The organism is Pseudomonas sp. RT4P38, from assembly GCF_054897765.1.
Map to the genome: position 1 here is coordinate 685,175 of NZ_CM142703.1, position 17,045 is coordinate 702,219.

The window sequence follows — 17,045 nt, forward strand, 5'->3', positions numbered from 1 at the left end:
TGTCGGAATAATCAGCAGTTCGTCAGGAATTAAATTCCGGTACGAACTTACCGCTCCTGCTTGGTGCTTTTGCTTCTAGTAAATCGTCAGAACTGCCCTAAAAGGGAGCAAAAACAGCGCTTTTTCAGATAAATCCGACTAGGTGCAACTTATTCTCACGAAACTGGTTGCACCTTATTTGCTTTGTTGAATAGCATTCGCGCCCAAGGTGCAACCGGTCGAAAAAGACCAGGCACCGGCTGATGGCTTTCCTGGGGAAACATCAGTCATAAATGCGCGGGACCTGAAATCGTCTGTCAAACGTCGTCGTTTGCGCGCGGTTCACCAGCCGCCGCTACATAAAAACAAAGCCAGGGCGTAACTTAATGAGCGTTAGCAATCCAACCCTGATCACCTTCGTGATCTACATCGCAGCAATGGTGCTGATCGGCTTCATGGCCTATCGCTCCACCAATAACCTTTCTGACTACATTCTGGGCGGTCGTAGCTTGGGGAGCGTCGTGACTGCGTTGTCCGCCGGCGCCTCCGACATGAGCGGCTGGTTGTTGATGGGCCTGCCGGGCGCTATCTACATGTCCGGTCTGTCCGAAAGCTGGATCGCCATCGGCCTGATCGTCGGTGCTTACCTGAACTGGCTGTTCGTCGCCGGCCGTCTGCGCGTGCAGACCGAGCACAACGGCGATGCACTGACCCTGCCGGATTACTTCTCCAGCCGTTTCGAAGACAAAAGCGGCCTGCTGCGGATCATCTCTGCGGTTGTGATTCTGGTGTTCTTCACCATCTACTGCGCCTCCGGCATCGTGGCCGGCGCCCGTCTGTTTGAAAGCACCTTCGGCATGTCCTACGAGACGGCGCTGTGGGCCGGTGCTGCCGCGACGATTGCCTACACCTTTGTCGGTGGTTTCCTGGCAGTGAGCTGGACTGACACCGTACAAGCCACGCTGATGATCTTCGCTCTGTTGCTGACGCCGATCATCGTGCTGCTGGCCACTGGCGGCGTCGACACCACGTTCCTGGCCATCGAAGCACAAGACGCCAGCAACTTTGACATGCTGAAAAACACCACCTTCATCGGCATCATCTCGCTGATGGGTTGGGGCCTGGGCTACTTCGGCCAGCCGCACATCCTCGCGCGCTTCATGGCGGCGGATTCGGTCAAGTCGATCGCTAACGCTCGTCGTATCTCCATGACTTGGATGATCCTGTGCCTGGGCGGCACCGTCGCTGTAGGCTTCTTCGGTATCGCTTACTTCTCGGCGCACCCGGAGCTGGCCGGTCCTGTGACCGAAAACCACGAGCGTGTGTTTATCGAACTGGCGAAAATCCTGTTCAATCCATGGATCGCCGGTGTGCTGTTGTCTGCCATTCTGGCGGCGGTGATGAGTACCCTGAGCTGCCAGCTGCTGGTGTGCTCGAGCGCCCTGACCGAAGACTTCTACAAAACTTTCCTGCGTAAAACTGCTTCCCAGCTTGAGCTGGTTTGGGTTGGTCGTGCCATGGTGCTGCTGGTTGCCCTGATCGCTATCGCGATGGCCGCTAACCCGGAAAACCGCGTACTGGGCCTGGTCAGCTACGCTTGGGCGGGTTTCGGTGCTGCGTTCGGTCCGGTCGTCCTGATCTCCGTGATCTGGAAAGACATGACCCGCAACGGCGCACTGGCCGGCATCCTGGTCGGCGCAATCACCGTGATCGTCTGGAAGCACTTTGAGCTGCTGGGCCTGTACGAAATCATCCCAGGCTTCATCTTCGCCAGCCTGGCGATCTACATCGTCAGCAAACTGGGCGAGCCTACTAAAGGCATGCTTCAGCGCTTCGCCGCTGCCGAGGCAGATTTCCGCCTGAACAAGTGAGGGGAATGAGCTGATGCTCTGACCTTTCGCCGAACATGAAAACGGCCCGCGTCCTTTTGGAGGCGGGCCGTTTTTTTTGGACCACGCAAATCTCGAAGCGCTGTGAATTCCCTGTGGGAGCGAGCTTGCTCGCGATAGCGTCGGGTCTGTCGACATCAATGTTGAATGAACAACCGCTATCGCGAGCAAGCTCGCTCCCACAGTGGTTAGTGGTGCTTTTGAAGGAGATGTCTGTAGCCAAACACACTGATTGTTGAAGGGAAAATCTCTAAAAAAGTAGGGGGAATCTGATTTTCCTGTCCCTCCATCAATGCCCCTTGTCGCTCATGCAGAATCGCCCGCCTTCATTCTGCAGAGACACATCGGATGTTCGCTCCTGCCAATCAACCGCGTTTCACGTTGACCCTCGACGGCGTCCAGAATGAGCTCAAAGTGCTTGAGTTCACGGGCAAGGAAGTCATCAGTCAGCCCTACCGTTTTGACCTGGAACTGGTCAGCGAACGGCCGGACATCGAACTCGAAAGCCTGCTGCATCGTCAGGCATTTCTGAGTTTTGATGCACAGGGTTCCGGTATTCATGGCCAGATTTTTCGGGTCGGCCAAAGCGATTCCGGACAACGCCTCACGGGTTACCAAATCAGTCTCGTACCGCGACTGGCGTACCTCGGCCAGCGCATCAATCAGCGGATCTTTCAGCACAAAAGCGTGCCGACGATCGTCGCGCAAATCCTCAAGGACCACGGCATCCAGCGCGATGCCTTCGAGTTTCGGCTCGGCAGCGACTACCCAGCGCGCGAGTACTGTGTGCAATACGCCGAAAGCGATCTGGCGTTCATCCAGCGCCTGTGTGCCGAGATCGGGATTCACTACCACTTTCAGCACAGCCTCGACGGGCACCTGCTGGTGTTTGGTGATGACCAGACGGTTTTCCCTCGTCTACCCGAGCCGACGCTATACCTGCCGGGCAGCGGAATGGCGGCGGATGCGCCAGCCATCAAGCGTTTCAACGTGCGGCTGGAAACCCGGACGACAGCGGTAACCCGTCGCGATTACGACTTCCGCAAACCGCGCCTGCAACTTGAAAGCCGCCTCGACAGCGAACAGCGACCGGTGCTGGAGGATTATCACTTTCCTGGCCAGTTCACTGATCGCGAACACGGCAAACATCTGGCTCAACGAGCACTCGAACGCCACAACGCCGACTTCCGTCAGGCCGAAGGCCGGGGCGACGAATCTGCGTTGGTCTGCGGGCACTTCCTACATCTCGCCGAGCACCCGCGTCAGGCGTGGAATGATCTGTGGTTGATCACCGAAATTGAGCACCGTGGACGCCAGCCGCAAGTGCTGGAAGAGTCGGTCACCAGCGACAGCCCAGATGATTTCCAGGGCTATCGCAATACCTTTCTGGCCATACCGTGGGACGTTTCGTTTCGTCCGCCGCTCGGGCCGGAAAAGCCACGCATGCTCGGCTATCAACCTGCCGTGGTCACCGGCCCGACCGACAGCGAAATCCATTGCGACGAGTTCGGTCGGGTCAAGGTTCAGCTCGCCTGGGACCGTGACGGTCAGCTCGATGAGCACTCCAGTTGCTGGCTGCGCGTGGCCACCGGCTGGGCGCACGACCGTTACGGCAGCGTGCTGATCCCGCGAGTCGGCATGGAAGTGCTGGTCGGGTTCATCGACGCCGATGCGGATAAACCGCTGGTGATGGGTTGCCTGCCAAACGCGGCGACACCGGTGCCGCTCGACTTGCCCGCCGACAAGACCCGCAGCATTTTCCGCAGCCAAAGTAGTCCCGGTGGCGGCGGTTACAACGAATTGCGCATCGAGGATCGCAAAGGCGCCGAGGAAATCTACCTGCGCGCCCAGCGAAACTGGACTCAACACGTGTTGAACGATCAACAGGTGCAGGTCGATAACGCCCGCAGCATTGTTGTCACCGGTATCGCTAGCCATGAGCTGAAGGCCGACGAGCAACGCATCACCCATGGCCAGCGCCAGACCGAAGTGAAGCTGGATGATCACCTGGTGGTGGTCGGTGACCGGCACATTCGCGTGACCAGCCAGGCGCTGAATGCCAGTCAGCAATTCCATGTCAGCGCCGGCCAGCAAGTGGTGATCGACGGCGGGGCCAGCGCGACCATTCAAGCGGGCGGGCAGTGGATCAACATCGGTCCCGGCGGGATCTTCAGCAGCGTACCGATTCAGGTGGGGGGCGCGTTGATGCCGGCCATGGCAGCCGCACCGTCCTTGCCGGATACGCTGTTGAATCTCGTCGCCGCTCCGGCTGCGCTGCTGAGTGCCGCACAGATTCTGAGCCTGAAAAGCGACGCGCCGTTCTGTGAGGAATGCGAGCGTTGCAAGGAGGGTGTCTGTGCAGCCTGATCGCTTGTCGCCCCACGACTGGCTGGTAAGCCAACCCCTCAAATCTTCTGAGCAACTCTTCGCCATTTTCAGCAACGCGAGCTCCGCTGAACCGTTTAAAGCATGGCAGCGTTTGAGCATCGCTCAAGCACCCAGTCCGATTTGGGCCGACACCGCTTACGCCGAGTGGGAACCGGTGATGCCCTATGTCGGAATCGTCGCCGCTGGCAGTGAGTTTCTGCAGTGGGTCGCCACAACCGAGTCTCGTGATTGGGGTTGGCTGGCGGTTTCTACTGCTTCTCGAGAAGTGCTGGTCGAGCATTTGCGCAGCCTTACCCAAGTCCTCCTGCCCAACGGTAATGCAGTGTTTTTCCGCTTCTGGGATGGGCGCTATTTGCTGTCGATCCTTCAGTCTGTCGAGGTTAACGCTACGCAGTTAATGCCTGTGATCGGGCGCTGTTTGATCAATGGCCAGCCGCTCGACATGGGTGGCAGCGCGTTGGAAACCTCAAGGGTTTTTCCGTGGTGGGAGGTTTCTGAATCGCTGCTTAAGCACCTTGCCTCGGAGTCCGCGACAACCTGCATCAACAACTTGCTGAAGTGGTTGAGCGAGGACCGCCCTGACCTCCATGAGGCGTTTTCGATAAGCGTATTGCGGCACAAAATCGCGACCTTTCTGGAGACGCCGGATCTGCCTCAAGCACCCAAAACAGCCTTGGTGGAATACCTGATGGCGGAGCTGAACTGATGGATCAGATTGTGCGTATCGAGCAGGAGCTGGACGGTTTTAAAGACACCCTCTCCCTCTACCGGGAACAGCTCAAGCACTGGCTCAGCCAAGCGGCGGACAAGGCCAGCCGCGCCGCTGATTTGCCTTCGCTGATGGGCATGGAGCGGATCATCAAGTTCGGAGATGCCAGCACTGCGGTGAGCAGTAGCGACAACAACTTCTTCTCCACCGTCGTGCAGTGCCCGAAGGGCGGAAAGCTAGAGATAGAGAGCAAGTTCGAATCGGTTTATGACATTCCCGTCGGGAACATTCGGGTCGATGTGATTGCCCGTGAGGGCGGGGAGGTGACGCCAGTCACGCTCAACGAACAAGGTAAGGGAATATTCAACGGGGAAGAGGGCAAGTTCTACCGCATTCAAGTCCATAACGAAGTAACTCCGCAGCAAGTCGATGATCTTTTCTCTTCCTACGATGGCTTAACGAATGAGCTCGAAAACTGGCTGCAAGATGAATGGAAGACGTTTAAGCCGAAGTGGTCGGAATCTTCTTCGGTTGCTGCAGGCAATGGAATGCTCGCGGGAAGTTGGGCGGCAATCGAGGGCGTGTGGGACGGCATCGGCCTGCTTTCGGACATCCTCAAGGATCCCGGGAAGTTTGGTGAGAGGTTGGGCGAGAGCGTCACAGAGCTGAAGAAACTCGCGAAAACCGCTCCGGATGTCATGGAAAAAGCCCAACTGCTGGCCAGTGACGAAGCGGCGCTCTGCCTACTGTTACGCACCGCCAGCCTCTGGTTGGACATGCTGCCGCCCGGCGATATCGCCGGCAAAACCGCCGAGGCTGTGTCGACGGTAGTGGTGCAGTTGCTCATCGACATTCTGATCGGGGTTGTCCTGACTTTCGCCGGTGCAGGTGCGGGCATTGCCTATCTGGGTATGCGCCTTGCGAACTATGGTGCGCGGATCGTTGATGCTGTTCTGGGCTTCGTCAAAGCAATTTTTAACATCATCAACAGCTTCATTACTTACGTCGACCGCTACAAAAAAGTCGCCGCACGCGGTGTTGCTGCGGGTCTGAAAAAAGGGCGCATGCAGCTGCGCTGGGATGCCAAGCGCAATACCACGCTCAAGCAAAACGAACACCACGACAACGTCCCGGATCAAGCGAAAAACCCCAACGGCGAAAGCGCCGATTCCGCCGATAAAACCGCCACCAACAAATGCCCGGTGTCGATGGTCACCGGTGAAGAACTGCTGACCCTGACCGACGGTGCACTGGACGGCATCCTGCCGTTCGACTTCACCCGGCTCTACCGCACAAGCGCCGCCGAGATCGACTGCGGCCTCGGTTTCGGCTGGAGTCACAGCCTCGCCCATCGACTGGAAATCGATGGCGAAAACGTCATCTGGATCGACCACGAAAACCGCCGCACCACCTTCCCGCTGCCAAACAGCGAACGCCCGGCGATTCACAACAGCCTCTCGCGGGCGGCGATTTATCTGAGTGACGAGCCGGAAGAACTGATCCTCGCCCAGGCTGGCGACGACGCGCGGTTCTATCACTTTCATAACGGTCGTCTGACGACCATTAGCGACGCTTACGACAACCGCCTGCGCATCACTCGCGATCGACAAGACCGCATCAAACGCCTCGACAACGGCGCCGGCCTCGCCTTGCTATTGCGCTATGACCGCAGCCATTTGGTCGCCGTGGAGTATCAGCGCTTTCATCCGGCCGACACCCTGGAAGACGCCTGGCGTACTGAGCAAACGCTGGTTGCCTACCGTTACGACGCTTGTCATCGCTTGATCGAAGCCACCAATGCCGCCGGCGAAAGCGAACGCTACGACTACGACGAGCAGCACGTGATTCTGCAGCGGCAGTTGGCCGGTGGGGCGAGTTTCTTCTGGGAGTGGGAGCGTGCCGGCAAGGCGGCCCGATGCATCCGCCACTGGGCGTCGTTTTCGCAGATGGACACGCGTTATGTCTGGGATGACGAGGGTAGCGTCACCGTCCAGAACATCGATGGCAGTGAAGAGGTTTACGTCCACGACGATCGGGCGCGGCTGGTGCGCAAGGTCGAGCTGGACGGTGGCGAGCATCTCAAGGCCTACGACGACAACGGTCGGCTGATTGCCGAGCAAGACCCGTTAGGCGCCGTCACCGAATACCGTTACGACGAAGTCGGACGGCTTGTCGCGCTGATTCCGCCGGAAGACGAACCGACGGCCTACGAGTATCGCAACGGTTTCCTGCACGCGCGGTACCGCGGCAAAGCCGTGTGGAAATATCTGCGCAATGCTCAGGGCGACGTCACCGAAGCGACCGATCCTGACGATCATGTCACCCACTATCACTACGACGAAAAAGGTCAGCTGCTGTCGATCCGTTACCCGGACAACAGCCGGCAGGTCTTCGTCTGGAATGGCTTGGGGCAGTTGGTTGAGGAAACGCTGCCGGATGGTGGCGTGCGGCGGTTTTCCTACAACGCGCTGGGGCGGCAGATTACCCGTCAGGACGAACACGGTGCCGTCACCCAGTACCAATGGGATGCCGTCGGTCGATTGATCCAGACGACGTTGCCTACCGGCGCCAGCCGCGCGTTCAGCTACAACGCCTACGGCAAGATCACCGCCGAGCGCGATGAACTGGGCCGCGTCACCCGCTACGAATACATCGACGATCTGCACCTGGTCAGCCGCCGGATCAATGCCGACGGCACCCAGCTGAAGTACCACTACGACAACGCGCAGCTGTTGCTCACCGAGATCGAAAACGAATCCGGCGAAAAGTATCGGCTGGACTACACGCCCAACGGCTTGATCCGACAGGAAACCGGATTCGACGGCCAACGCACGGCGTACGTCTACGACCTCAATGGCCAGCTGCTGGAGAAAACCGAGTTCGGCGAGGACGGCTCGCGGTTGGTAACGGCGTATGAGCGGGACTCGGCGGGAAGGTTGCTGGTCAAAACCCTGCCCGACGGCATCAAGGTTGAATACCGCTACGACAGCCTCGGCCGACTGGTCAGCGTCGATGACGGCCACGACCATCCGCTGGAATTTGAGTACGACCAGCAGGACCGGCTGATCACCGAACACCAAGGCTGGGGCACGCTGCGTTATGGCTACGACGCCTGCGGTCAGCTGAATCACCTGCGCCTGCCGGACAACAGCAAACTCGATTACCACCACGCCAAGGGTGGCGGACTCACAGCCATCGACCTCAACGGTGCGCGACTCACCACTCACCAGTTCGCCTTCGATCGCGAACAAAACCGCCAGCAAGGCCTGCTGCTCAGCGAATATGCCTACGACGACCAGGGACGCCTGAAAGCCCACGCCGTCAGCCAACAGCAACAACCGCTGTATCGCCGCGATTATGCCTACAGCGCCAACGGCAATCTCGACAGCATCGCCGACACCCGTCACGGCCAACGCAATTACCAATACGACCCGCTCAACCGCCTGACCCGCGTCCGCCACACCCGCGACGACCCACCGGAAAGCTTCGCCCACGACCCGGCCGGCAACCTGCTGATGCAAGACCGCCCCGGCGCAGCGAAGGTGCTGGGTAATCGCCTGCTCATGCAAGGCGACCGCCATTACGACTACGACGCCTTCGGCAACCTGATCCGCGAACGCCGCGGCGCCGCGCAAAAACTCGTCACTGAATACCGCTACGACTGCCAACACCGCTTGGTCGGCGTCACAACCCCTGACGGCCACAGCGCCACCTACCGCTACGACGCCTTCGGCCGCCGCATCAGCAAAACCGTCGACGGCCACACCACCGAGTTCTTCTGGCAAGGCGACAACCTCATCGCCGAAAGCAGCCGCGAACACTACCGCAGCTACCTCTACGAACCGGGAAGCTTCCGCCCACTGGCCATGCTCGACGGCAAAGGCCCGCGCAAGGCCTGCCCGTTTTACTACCAACTCGATCACCTGGGTACGCCGCAGGAACTGACCGATTTTGGCGGCGAGATTGTTTGGTCGGCGAAGTACAACGCCTACGGCAAGATCACTCGCCTTGCGTTCGGTGGGGGCGAGCAGCTCGAGCAACCGTTGCGGTTTCAGGGGCAGTATTTCGACGCTGAGAGTGGTCTGCATTACAACCGGCATCGGTACTATGATCCAGAGATTGGCCGGTACCTGACGCCGGACCCGATCAAATTGGCGGGTGGGCTGAACCAGTACCAGTACACGCCGAATCCGACGGGGTGGGTTGATCCGTTGGGGTTGAGCGGGAATTGTCCGCCACCGAATAAGCCTGGGTGTGGGGCGCCGGATGATGTTAGTGAGACGGTTGTTGATGGCGGTGCGGTAAAAACTCCAATCGCGAAGTCGCGTCCTAAAAATTTTAGGAATGACGAAAAGCTTGACCTTCATTATAAAAAAACACGGGAGAAAAGAGTTCGACGCTCAGAGCAAAGAGGAATACCTACAAATTTCTCGTGATGTAGTGAACCAAGGCATAAAGGTGGAATATCCGTATGAAGGAGAAGTTAGAATTGCCTATTTACAACTTCTGGGTAATTCCCAGAGGAATGGTGATACAAAATTTGCATTTGTCGGTACAAATAATAGCGGCGATATCACGACCCTGCATGTAAAAAGTGGAAAGGATTTCTGGAAAATGTTAAACGGTGATGCAAAGGATAACGAGCTGAGGCCAGTAAATGACTAAGAAGTATAGTGCGCTTGTCATGGAGATTGATGAGGTCGTCGAAGAGGCGGTTGTTTTACTTGTCAATGGAGTAATAATTCAATGCTTTATTAACTACTGCCCATTTAAGATTGAAATCGGTAAAACGTACGAGGTTGAGTTTGAAATGGTTTTACCTGATAGCGTCGGCATGGAAGTAAGTCAGGATGAATATGTCGGAGTTGAAATGGAGGATGACAGTTTTTCATGTGTGTTAGCGGGCTATTTAGATGGTGCCGTATTAAGATCTTTTATTGATTTCGATGCTCAAGATATTCATTATGACTACCCGTTTTTTAACCAAAAATTTATTAAAATAAATGTGATTCGTATTGATGTGGCTTTCTGATTTTAGTGCAGGTTTTTTGAGCGGTGGGGGGGCGGATATATTCTCAATTCGCGGGCAAACCAACAAAGGGGGTGGATTTGTTTTTGCTGCCAGCTTCGAAAGTATTGGCGGTATTGATAAGAGCAAAAAATAAGCTCGCCCAAATTTTGTCCGCATTTTGCTGTATCTTTTTAGTGTTTTATTGTGTTTGTTATGGTCGGTTTTTGAAAAATGACGTTATTAATACCTTTTAAAAAGTTGATTTTTATATTACGAGCTATGTATATGAATTTGGCGGGTAGTTCGGTTTCTGCTGTTCAGTAACAAACCACTAGCTGCGAACTTAATGGTGAAAGCAAGAGGTGGAGAGCCGTTCCAAGCTCTAGGTTTATAAGCCATAGAGCGCAGTTGAATGCTTATAATGAAGCGATGACAAGGGAGACTAGAAAAATGTCTCGTTTTACTGGGGAGGACAGTAAAGGAAATTTGTTAGTAAGAGTGGAGGCGGAAAATGTAGGTGAGGGATATGAGCCTAATCCTTTAGATCCAGCCAATCCGCGTTTCATTCCTCAGATGAATGCCTTTGAAATGAAATTCGACTTTGAGACATTGCAGCCTATAGCGTTTTATCCGATAGAGAAAATTTAATGCTGATGCATCCGTATCTGAACGTTCCATATAATCCAAGTGTAGAGCACTTTCTCGGTGGGTTCGATATATATGATCGCGAGGAGAGTCTTGGGGTTGAGTTGTCGGCGTACGATCCTGAGTGTCCTTCAGATAGAGAATGTTTAATATCCCGGTTTATTGTCAAACGCTTCGCAGCGTTGAGTTATCGGCATAAGTTTGTTTTGTTCTTTGTGTTGAGAGAGGCTCTTGATGGTGACTCGAGTGTGTTTGCTGAAATTTTGGAACATGATTCGAGGTCTCATTCCTCGCTTCCTCTTGGGTGGAATGAAATGAAAAATCCAAAGGCGTTTTTTGAGGATGTGTACGTCAAATTGTCCGAAGCGTGGGTTGATGATCTGTATAAAGCGAGTCAGGAGAACTTTTCAACTTGGTGAGGGCTAGTACTTCAGCTAAGGCTCAGGGTGCAGAATAATGAGCACTAGATTTTCCGCGTTATTCCAACTCCTTGCTCAACAAATAAATCCGTACCATTTATGTTGATGAGTGATATTTGACGGACTGCTACTTTGAAGATAGTGAAATCTACTCGCTTTGATGATGTCGACCACGATTTTGGATATGCGTACCGTGGTTGTAACTACGAAATACAGAACGAAGAGGAAGTGTTCCTGATCAGAATTTACGATGACGAACCCGGACAGGCAACGGTAGTACGTCCGACTACGATGTCTAAAAACTGTAACCTTAGAAAGCTTGTTGATTTCTTACAATCCGAGCTAGGAGTGTCCAAGATCTATCTCTACAAAGGCGATTTGGGGAGCTACGCCGAGATAGATCTTGATAACTTGGCATTCTGCTCCGTCTGAAGTCGGCGGCAAGAAAGTGGTAGGCGTTTTTACACACTCTGGGCCGAATTCTGTCGTTGCTGAGCGGCAGCTATAGGTTGTGGATTCAACAGGTGGCGAAATCAAGCCAAGCTTCAGTGAAGCCTTTCGCCACGTTTGCTTTTTTGAGCGAAATTTCTGGGCAAGGTCATCGGAAGTTTCCTTCAACTCGTATCGGTTTCCATGAACTGGTTTGAAATGCATTCCATCGATAGTCTCTGGTGGTCACTGAAAATTCAGTGGCAGGGTGTAGGAACCCTTCAAAGTCGTTGGAAATGTATTAGCGTCGAAGCTTGGTTTGCGGCCGTTAACGTGCGTCCGTAAGATCAGTTGCGGCGGTTGTGCGCGGGCACGCTTCGGCGTGGTCGAGTTTTCCAAAGGCCTCGATATTCCTACCCCGCGCATAACTGCCACCCTAGCCTGTAGGAGGCTAACGGCAGTTCCTATTTATTGCCTTTGGAACTTGAATATGAAAACTCTTCACCCCGATCCACCCTACGAAAAACCAACCCCCCATCCCCAAAGCCGCTTCATGGCGCTCACCAGCAATTGCGACGACATGCCAACCCTGTTCGTCGACACCCAAGCGCCGCTTGATGTTTTGTATGACGCTGCCAGCTACCGAATTCGCGCCGTCACTCAAGTGATGGAGAACCTGTCCATGCGTGGTTCGATTGAGTGTCAGTCCTTCATTCTCAGTGACTTTGCCTTGCTCTGCGCCATTCCGTTGCGGGATGGGTGTGATGTGCTGGATGTTCTTGGGCGGCGGTTACGGGCGCGGTCTTTGGAGTAGGTGTAAGGCTTTAGATCCATCCCCCTCACCCTAGCCCTCTCCCCGAGGGGCGAGGGGATTGACCGAGGTGTTTGGGGAGTTTGCTGCGACCTGCGACTGCAGGGTGAACTTGGCTTGGCCAAGCTTGAGTTCACTTTGATCGTTCAGGTCGATGGAGGCCGAGAGATTGCCAAAATCAGTCCCCTCGCCCCCTAGGGAGAGGGTTAGGGTGAGGGGGGCTTTGCCCGCTCGGCTGCGAGGTCCTGACGTTCGCCGCTGTACAAGGTAAACTTCCCGCCCTTCGCAGGAGCAGCCATGAATTATCGTCACGCCTTCCATGCCGGCAATCACGCCGATGTGTTCAAACACCTGACTTTGACCCGCCTCATCGCTTTGATGTCGCGCAAGGAGCAGCCGTTTGCCTATCTCGACACTCACGCCGGCATTGGTCTGTATGACCTGCAGGGTGATCAGGCGAGCCGTACCGGTGAGTACCTGGAAGGCATTGCGCGTTTGTGGGATCAGCCGGATCTGCCGGCGTTGACCGCGGATTACATGAAGGTGCTGCACGACATGAACCCGGATGGCCAGCTGCGCTATTACCCGGGTTCGCCGGAGTTGGCGCGGCGTCTGACGCGGCCGCAGGATCGGTTGATGCTTAACGAGAAGCACCCGGAAGATGGTGTGTTGCTCAGAGACAATATGGCGGGCGACCGTCGGGTGAAGGTGCATCTGGGCGAAGGCTGGCATGTGCCGCGTGCGATGTTGCCGGTGCAGGAGAAGCGGGCGGTGATGTTGATTGATCCGCCGTTCGAGCAGCTCGATGAGATGCAGCGCTGTGCGGCATCGCTGAAAGAGGCGATTGGCCGGATGCGGCAAACCGTGGCGGCGATCTGGTACCCGGTGAAGGATCAGCGCATGTTGCGTCGTTTCTATCAGGACTTGGCTGGAACGGGCGCACCGAAGTTATTGCGGGTCGAGTTGCTGGTACATCCGCTGGATACGCCGAACAGTCTGAATGGCTCGGGGTTGGCGATTGCGAATCCGCCGTGGGGGCTGGAAGAGGAGTTGCGTGAGTTGCTGCCGTGGTTGTCCAAGAAGTTGGGGCAGACCCAGGGTGGTTGGCAGATGGATTGGTTGATTGCCGAGAGTTGACCTGTGATCGTTCCCACGCTCTGCGTGGGAACGATCAGTGCGGTGTCAGATCGGGCAAGTCACGCCTGTACCGCCAATCCCGCAATACCCTTCAGGGTTTTTCGCCAGGTACTGCTGGTGATAAGCCTCGGCGAAGTAGACCGTCGGCGCTTCTTCGATTTCGGTGGTGATGGTGCCTTTGCCAGCCTTGGTCAGTTCGGCCTGGAACACCTGCTCACTGTGCTTGGCGGCAGCCAGTTGCATCGGGTTGGTCGCATAGATCACCGAGCGGTACTGCGTCCCGATGTCATTGCCCTGACGCATGCCCTGAGTTGGGTTGTGCAATTCCCAGAACATCTTCAGCAGCTCTTCGTAGCTGACTTTTGCCGGCTCGTAGACCACCAGTACCACTTCGCTGTGGCCGGTCAGGCCCGAGCAGACTTCTTCATACGTCGGGTTCGGCGTAAAACCACCGGCGTAACCCACCACCGTACTGACCACACCTTCGCGCTGCCAGAACTTGCGTTCCGCGCCCCAGAAGCATCCGAGGCCGAAGATCGCGAAATCCACATCGGTGACGAACGGGCCCAGCAGTGGGGCGTCGTGGACGAAGTGTTTTTCCGGCAGGTTCATTGGGGTTTCGCGGCCAGGCAGAGCTTGTTCTTTAGTCGGGAGCACGTTTTTGTTCACCAGAATTTCCGAGCGCAGAACCATGATCAGTCCTCTCAGTCAGGTTGAAATGTAAATAAACAGGTCGCCAGTGTGCCTAATACCAGTTGGTTAAGCACTACCCATGTGGGAGCGAGCTTGCTCGCGAATGCGGTGCGTCAGACGCCATCGATGTTGACTGTTGCGCCGCCATCGCGAGCAAGCTCGCTCCCACAGGGTCAGGCGATCGGGCCACGCGGATAGCGCTTGAGCTTTTCGATCAGCTCTACGCCCGGTATCGGTCGGTCGAACAGGTAGCCCTGGCCAACGTCGCAGCGGTGACGGCGCAGGAAGGCCAACTGCTCGGCAGTCTCGATGCCTTCAGCCACGACCTTGAGTTTCAGGTTGTGGGCCATGGCGATCACCGCAGAGGTGATTTCCATATCGTCCTGGTTGTCCGGGATCTCGTGGATGAAGCTTCGATCAATCTTAATGATGTCGATCGGGAATTTTTTCAAGTAACTGAGCGACGAGTAACCGGTGCCGAAGTCATCCATGGCCAGGGTCAGGCCCAGACGCTTGAGTTGATCGAGCTGCAAGTGGGTGTCTTCGGTGGCTTCCAGCAGCAGGCCTTCGGTGAGTTCGAGTTCCAGCAGGTTTGCCGTCAGCGCTTCCTCTTTGAGGATATTGGCGATGGACGACACCAGGTCCGGATCGGAGAACTGCTTGGGCGAGAGGTTGATTGCCACCTGAAGATTGCCCAGGCCAGCGGCCGTCAGGTCTTTGCTCATGCGGCAGGCTTGGCGGGCGATCCATTTACCGATGGGAATGATCAGCCCGGTTTCTTCGGCGACGCTGATGAACTGGTCCGGGCGGATCATGCCTTTTTCCGGATGGTTCCAGCGCAGCAAGGCTTCCATCCCCAGCAGGCGACCGCTGCGCAGGCAGAGCTTGGGCTGATAGAAAACGTCCAGCTCGTTCTGGGTCAGGGCGCGGCGCAGGTTGTTCTCGACGAACAGCTTGTAACTGGCCTCGGCATTCAGCGCTTCGGTGAACACCTGAACCTGGTGTTTACCGTTGGCCTTGGCCTTGTGCAGCGCCAGGCCGGCGTTGCGCATCAGGGTTTGCGGATCGCGGCCATGCAACGGCGCGCAGGCCAGGCCCACTGAGCCGGTGACGCTGATCAGCTGATTGTCGACGAACATCGGTTTGTCGAGGGTCATCAGCAATTCGCTGGCCATCTGTTGGCCCGCACGCAGGTCGGTGTTGTCCAGCAGCACGGCGAATTCGTTACTGGCGAACCGCGCCAGGCTGCCACTCGGGCTCAGGCTGTTGCGCAGGCGTCGGGCCAGGCTGATCAGCAGTTTGTCGCCGGTCTGGTGGCCGAGGCTGTCGTTGATCCGCTTGAAGTTGTCGATGTCCACCAGCAGCAGGCTGATGGGGGTATCGCTGTCTCGGGCGAAGCGTTCATCGAGGTTGCGGATAAACGACGGACGGTTGCCGAGGTTGGTCAGATTATCGGTGTAAGCCAGACGCTCGATGCGCTGCTGAGCGAGCTTGGTCTGGGTGATGTCTTCGTAGATGCCGATGTAATGGGTCAGTTCACGGTTGTCGCCGTAGACCTTGGAAATCGACAACTGACCCCAGTAGGGTTCGAGGTTTTTGCGGCGACTTTTGAACTCGCCTTGCCAGCTGTTGCTCTTGGTCAGCGCCGAGGGCGCGTCAAACAACAGCTCGCTGAGGTTTTCCAGTGCCGGCAGTTCCGACAGCCGCTGGCCGTGGACTTCTTCGGTGGTGTATTGGGTGATCGCCGTGAAGCTCGGGTTGACGTATTCCACCACGCCATCGCAATTGACCAGCAAAAAGGCGTTGGCGCTTTGCTCTACCGCACGCTGGAACAGGTGCAGGGCGCTGGTGGCGGTGCGGCGGTTATGGTTGTTGATGACCTGAGCGAACTGATCCGCCAGTTCGCCGGCGAAAGCAATTTCGTCCGATTGCCAGGCGCGGGTCGTACCGGTCTGCTCCAGGCAGAGTACGCCGACCACTTGGCCGTCGACGCGGATGCTGGCGTCGAGCATGGCGTTCACATCGCGCGGGCGCAGGTGTTCGGCCATTTCCCGGGTACGCGGGTCGCGCATGGCGTTGTGAGCATCGATGGCGCGGCCGGTGTGCAAGGCTTCCAGGTAATCAGGGAAGTAACTGACGTCGATCGGCTCCGGCAGTTGGTATTCCTGGCTGGCGCGGTGATAGGCCGAAATCGGCACTAGCTGTGAACCTTCGAGGTTCCACAGGCTGGCGCAGTCGATTTCGTAAATGTCACAGGCACTGCGCGTGATCAGCTCGGCGGCTTCTTGCAGGGAGTTGTTGCTGCGGTAGCGCTGGCGGGTCAGCAGCAGGATCAAGTCTTGCTGGGCGCGCACCCGGTCCAGGTGCAGGAGCTGTTCCTGCTGAGCGAGTTGATTGAGCGCCAGGGCGATTTGCAGGCGAGAGTTCTGGGTTTCCAGGTCCAGGGCCGGCAGCAGTTGCTTGCCCTCGAAAAGGCTGTCGACCACCAGCAGGTAGCCACGCAGCAGGTGTCGATTGTGTTGTTTGTAGGCTTCACCCAATTCCAGCAGGTTCAAGGCGCCTGAGGCGGTGTGCAAGGTGTAGCGGATCTGGTAATTCGGACTTTCGGTGAGCTGCTGCTGGACCTCGTCATGCAGCTGATAGCGCGCTTCAGGTTCCATCAGGCTGGCGTAAGGTGAGTCGACCAGAGCACAGAGGTCCACCGCCGGCAGGCCGAACTGTCGTTCGCAATTGGGATCGAGAAACAGCAGTGCCCAGCTTGGTTCATTCAGCCGTTCGAAACGCAGCATGCCGAGCCGCGAGGGCACAGGCAACTGCGTCACTACCTCGGCCACCATACGGCTGGCGGCATCGGGTTGGCTCTTCATATGGAAGGAAACTCACTTCGAATAGGCTGATCGCGCCGGGCTCTCGCCCTCTTTACTGTTGTCTGCGG

12 protein-coding genes are annotated in these 17,045 nt (G+C 56.5%); 10 read left to right on the plus strand and 2 right to left on the minus strand.

All coding sequences use genetic code 11. The features are described from left to right. The first annotated feature begins 365 nt into the window (after positions 1-365). From putP to ACYZT7_RS03220, 10 genes are all read left to right on the plus strand, one after another. Positions 366-1,850, plus strand: a complete 1,485-nt coding sequence (putP, locus tag ACYZT7_RS03175; RefSeq protein ID WP_462039909.1) for a sodium/proline symporter PutP — start codon at positions 366-368, stop codon at positions 1,848-1,850. A 366-nt stretch (positions 1,851-2,216) separates the two neighbouring features. Beyond that, positions 2,217-4,235 (plus strand): type VI secretion system Vgr family protein, encoded by a 2,019-nt coding sequence (locus ACYZT7_RS03180; protein ID WP_462039910.1) that lies wholly within the window; start codon positions 2,217-2,219, stop codon positions 4,233-4,235. Further along, a complete protein-coding gene (locus ACYZT7_RS03185; protein ID WP_462039911.1) occupies positions 4,225-4,962 on the plus strand; it encodes a DUF4123 domain-containing protein in 738 nt (245 codons plus the stop codon). Before ACYZT7_RS03180 ends, ACYZT7_RS03185 begins: the two co-directional genes overlap by 11 nt. Next, entirely contained in the window at positions 4,962-9,401 is a 4,440-nt protein-coding gene (locus tag ACYZT7_RS03190) for an RHS repeat-associated core domain-containing protein (protein WP_462039912.1), read from the plus strand. The genes ACYZT7_RS03185 and ACYZT7_RS03190 overlap by 1 nt, the downstream gene beginning before the upstream one ends. Positions 9,402-9,622: 221 nt before the next feature. Further along, a complete protein-coding gene (locus tag ACYZT7_RS03195; protein ID WP_282382376.1) occupies positions 9,623-9,997 on the plus strand; it encodes a hypothetical protein in 375 nt (124 codons plus the stop codon). Beyond that, entirely contained in the window at positions 9,984-10,130 is a 147-nt protein-coding gene (locus ACYZT7_RS03200; protein ID WP_462039913.1) for a hypothetical protein, read from the plus strand. The genes ACYZT7_RS03195 and ACYZT7_RS03200 overlap by 14 nt, the downstream gene beginning before the upstream one ends. A 296-nt stretch (positions 10,131-10,426) precedes the next feature. Continuing rightward, positions 10,427-10,624, plus strand: coding sequence for a hypothetical protein (locus ACYZT7_RS03205; protein ID WP_462039914.1), 198 nt, complete (start codon positions 10,427-10,429; stop codon positions 10,622-10,624). Next, the gene (locus ACYZT7_RS03210) at positions 10,624-11,040 is read left to right on the plus strand and encodes a hypothetical protein (protein ID WP_462039915.1); all 417 of its coding nucleotides are present in this window, start codon (positions 10,624-10,626) and stop codon (positions 11,038-11,040) included. Before ACYZT7_RS03205 ends, ACYZT7_RS03210 begins: the two co-directional genes overlap by 1 nt. Before the next feature lie 919 nt (positions 11,041-11,959). Then, the gene (locus ACYZT7_RS03215) at positions 11,960-12,283 is read left to right on the plus strand and encodes a hypothetical protein (protein ID WP_462039916.1); all 324 of its coding nucleotides are present in this window, start codon (positions 11,960-11,962) and stop codon (positions 12,281-12,283) included. Between the two features lie 294 nt (positions 12,284-12,577). Next, positions 12,578-13,417, plus strand: a complete 840-nt coding sequence (locus tag ACYZT7_RS03220) for a 23S rRNA (adenine(2030)-N(6))-methyltransferase RlmJ (protein ID WP_462039917.1) — start codon at positions 12,578-12,580, stop codon at positions 13,415-13,417. Between the two features lie 45 nt (positions 13,418-13,462). Here ACYZT7_RS03220 and msrA read toward each other — a convergent pair whose 3' ends face one another. Continuing rightward, positions 13,463-14,110, minus strand: coding sequence for a peptide-methionine (S)-S-oxide reductase MsrA (gene msrA, locus ACYZT7_RS03225; RefSeq protein WP_462039918.1), 648 nt, complete (start codon positions 14,108-14,110; stop codon positions 13,463-13,465). Between the two features lie 173 nt (positions 14,111-14,283). Continuing rightward, complete coding sequence (locus tag ACYZT7_RS03230) at positions 14,284-16,977, minus strand: sensor domain-containing phosphodiesterase (RefSeq protein ID WP_462039919.1); 2,694 nt, start codon at positions 16,975-16,977, stop codon at positions 14,284-14,286. Positions 16,978-17,045 lie beyond the last annotated feature (68 nt).

Coding starts and splice junctions, on each gene's coding strand:
- ACYZT7_RS03200 (WP_462039913.1), top strand. CDS start 9,984: ATGTGGCTTTCTGATTTTAGTGCAGGTTTTTTGAGCGGTGGGGGGGCG.
- msrA (WP_462039918.1), bottom strand. CDS start 14,110: ATGGTTCTGCGCTCGGAAATTCTGGTGAACAAAAACGTGCTCCCGACT.
- ACYZT7_RS03230 (WP_462039919.1), bottom strand. CDS start 16,977: ATGAAGAGCCAACCCGATGCCGCCAGCCGTATGGTGGCCGAGGTAGTG.
- ACYZT7_RS03220 (WP_462039917.1), top strand. CDS start 12,578: ATGAATTATCGTCACGCCTTCCATGCCGGCAATCACGCCGATGTGTTC.
- ACYZT7_RS03195 (WP_282382376.1), top strand. CDS start 9,623: ATGACTAAGAAGTATAGTGCGCTTGTCATGGAGATTGATGAGGTCGTC.
- ACYZT7_RS03205 (WP_462039914.1), top strand. CDS start 10,427: ATGTCTCGTTTTACTGGGGAGGACAGTAAAGGAAATTTGTTAGTAAGA.
- ACYZT7_RS03215 (WP_462039916.1), top strand. CDS start 11,960: ATGAAAACTCTTCACCCCGATCCACCCTACGAAAAACCAACCCCCCAT.
- ACYZT7_RS03190 (WP_462039912.1), top strand. CDS start 4,962: ATGGATCAGATTGTGCGTATCGAGCAGGAGCTGGACGGTTTTAAAGAC.
- ACYZT7_RS03180 (WP_462039910.1), top strand. CDS start 2,217: ATGTTCGCTCCTGCCAATCAACCGCGTTTCACGTTGACCCTCGACGGC.
- putP (WP_462039909.1), top strand. CDS start 366: ATGAGCGTTAGCAATCCAACCCTGATCACCTTCGTGATCTACATCGCA.
- ACYZT7_RS03210 (WP_462039915.1), top strand. CDS start 10,624: ATGCTGATGCATCCGTATCTGAACGTTCCATATAATCCAAGTGTAGAG.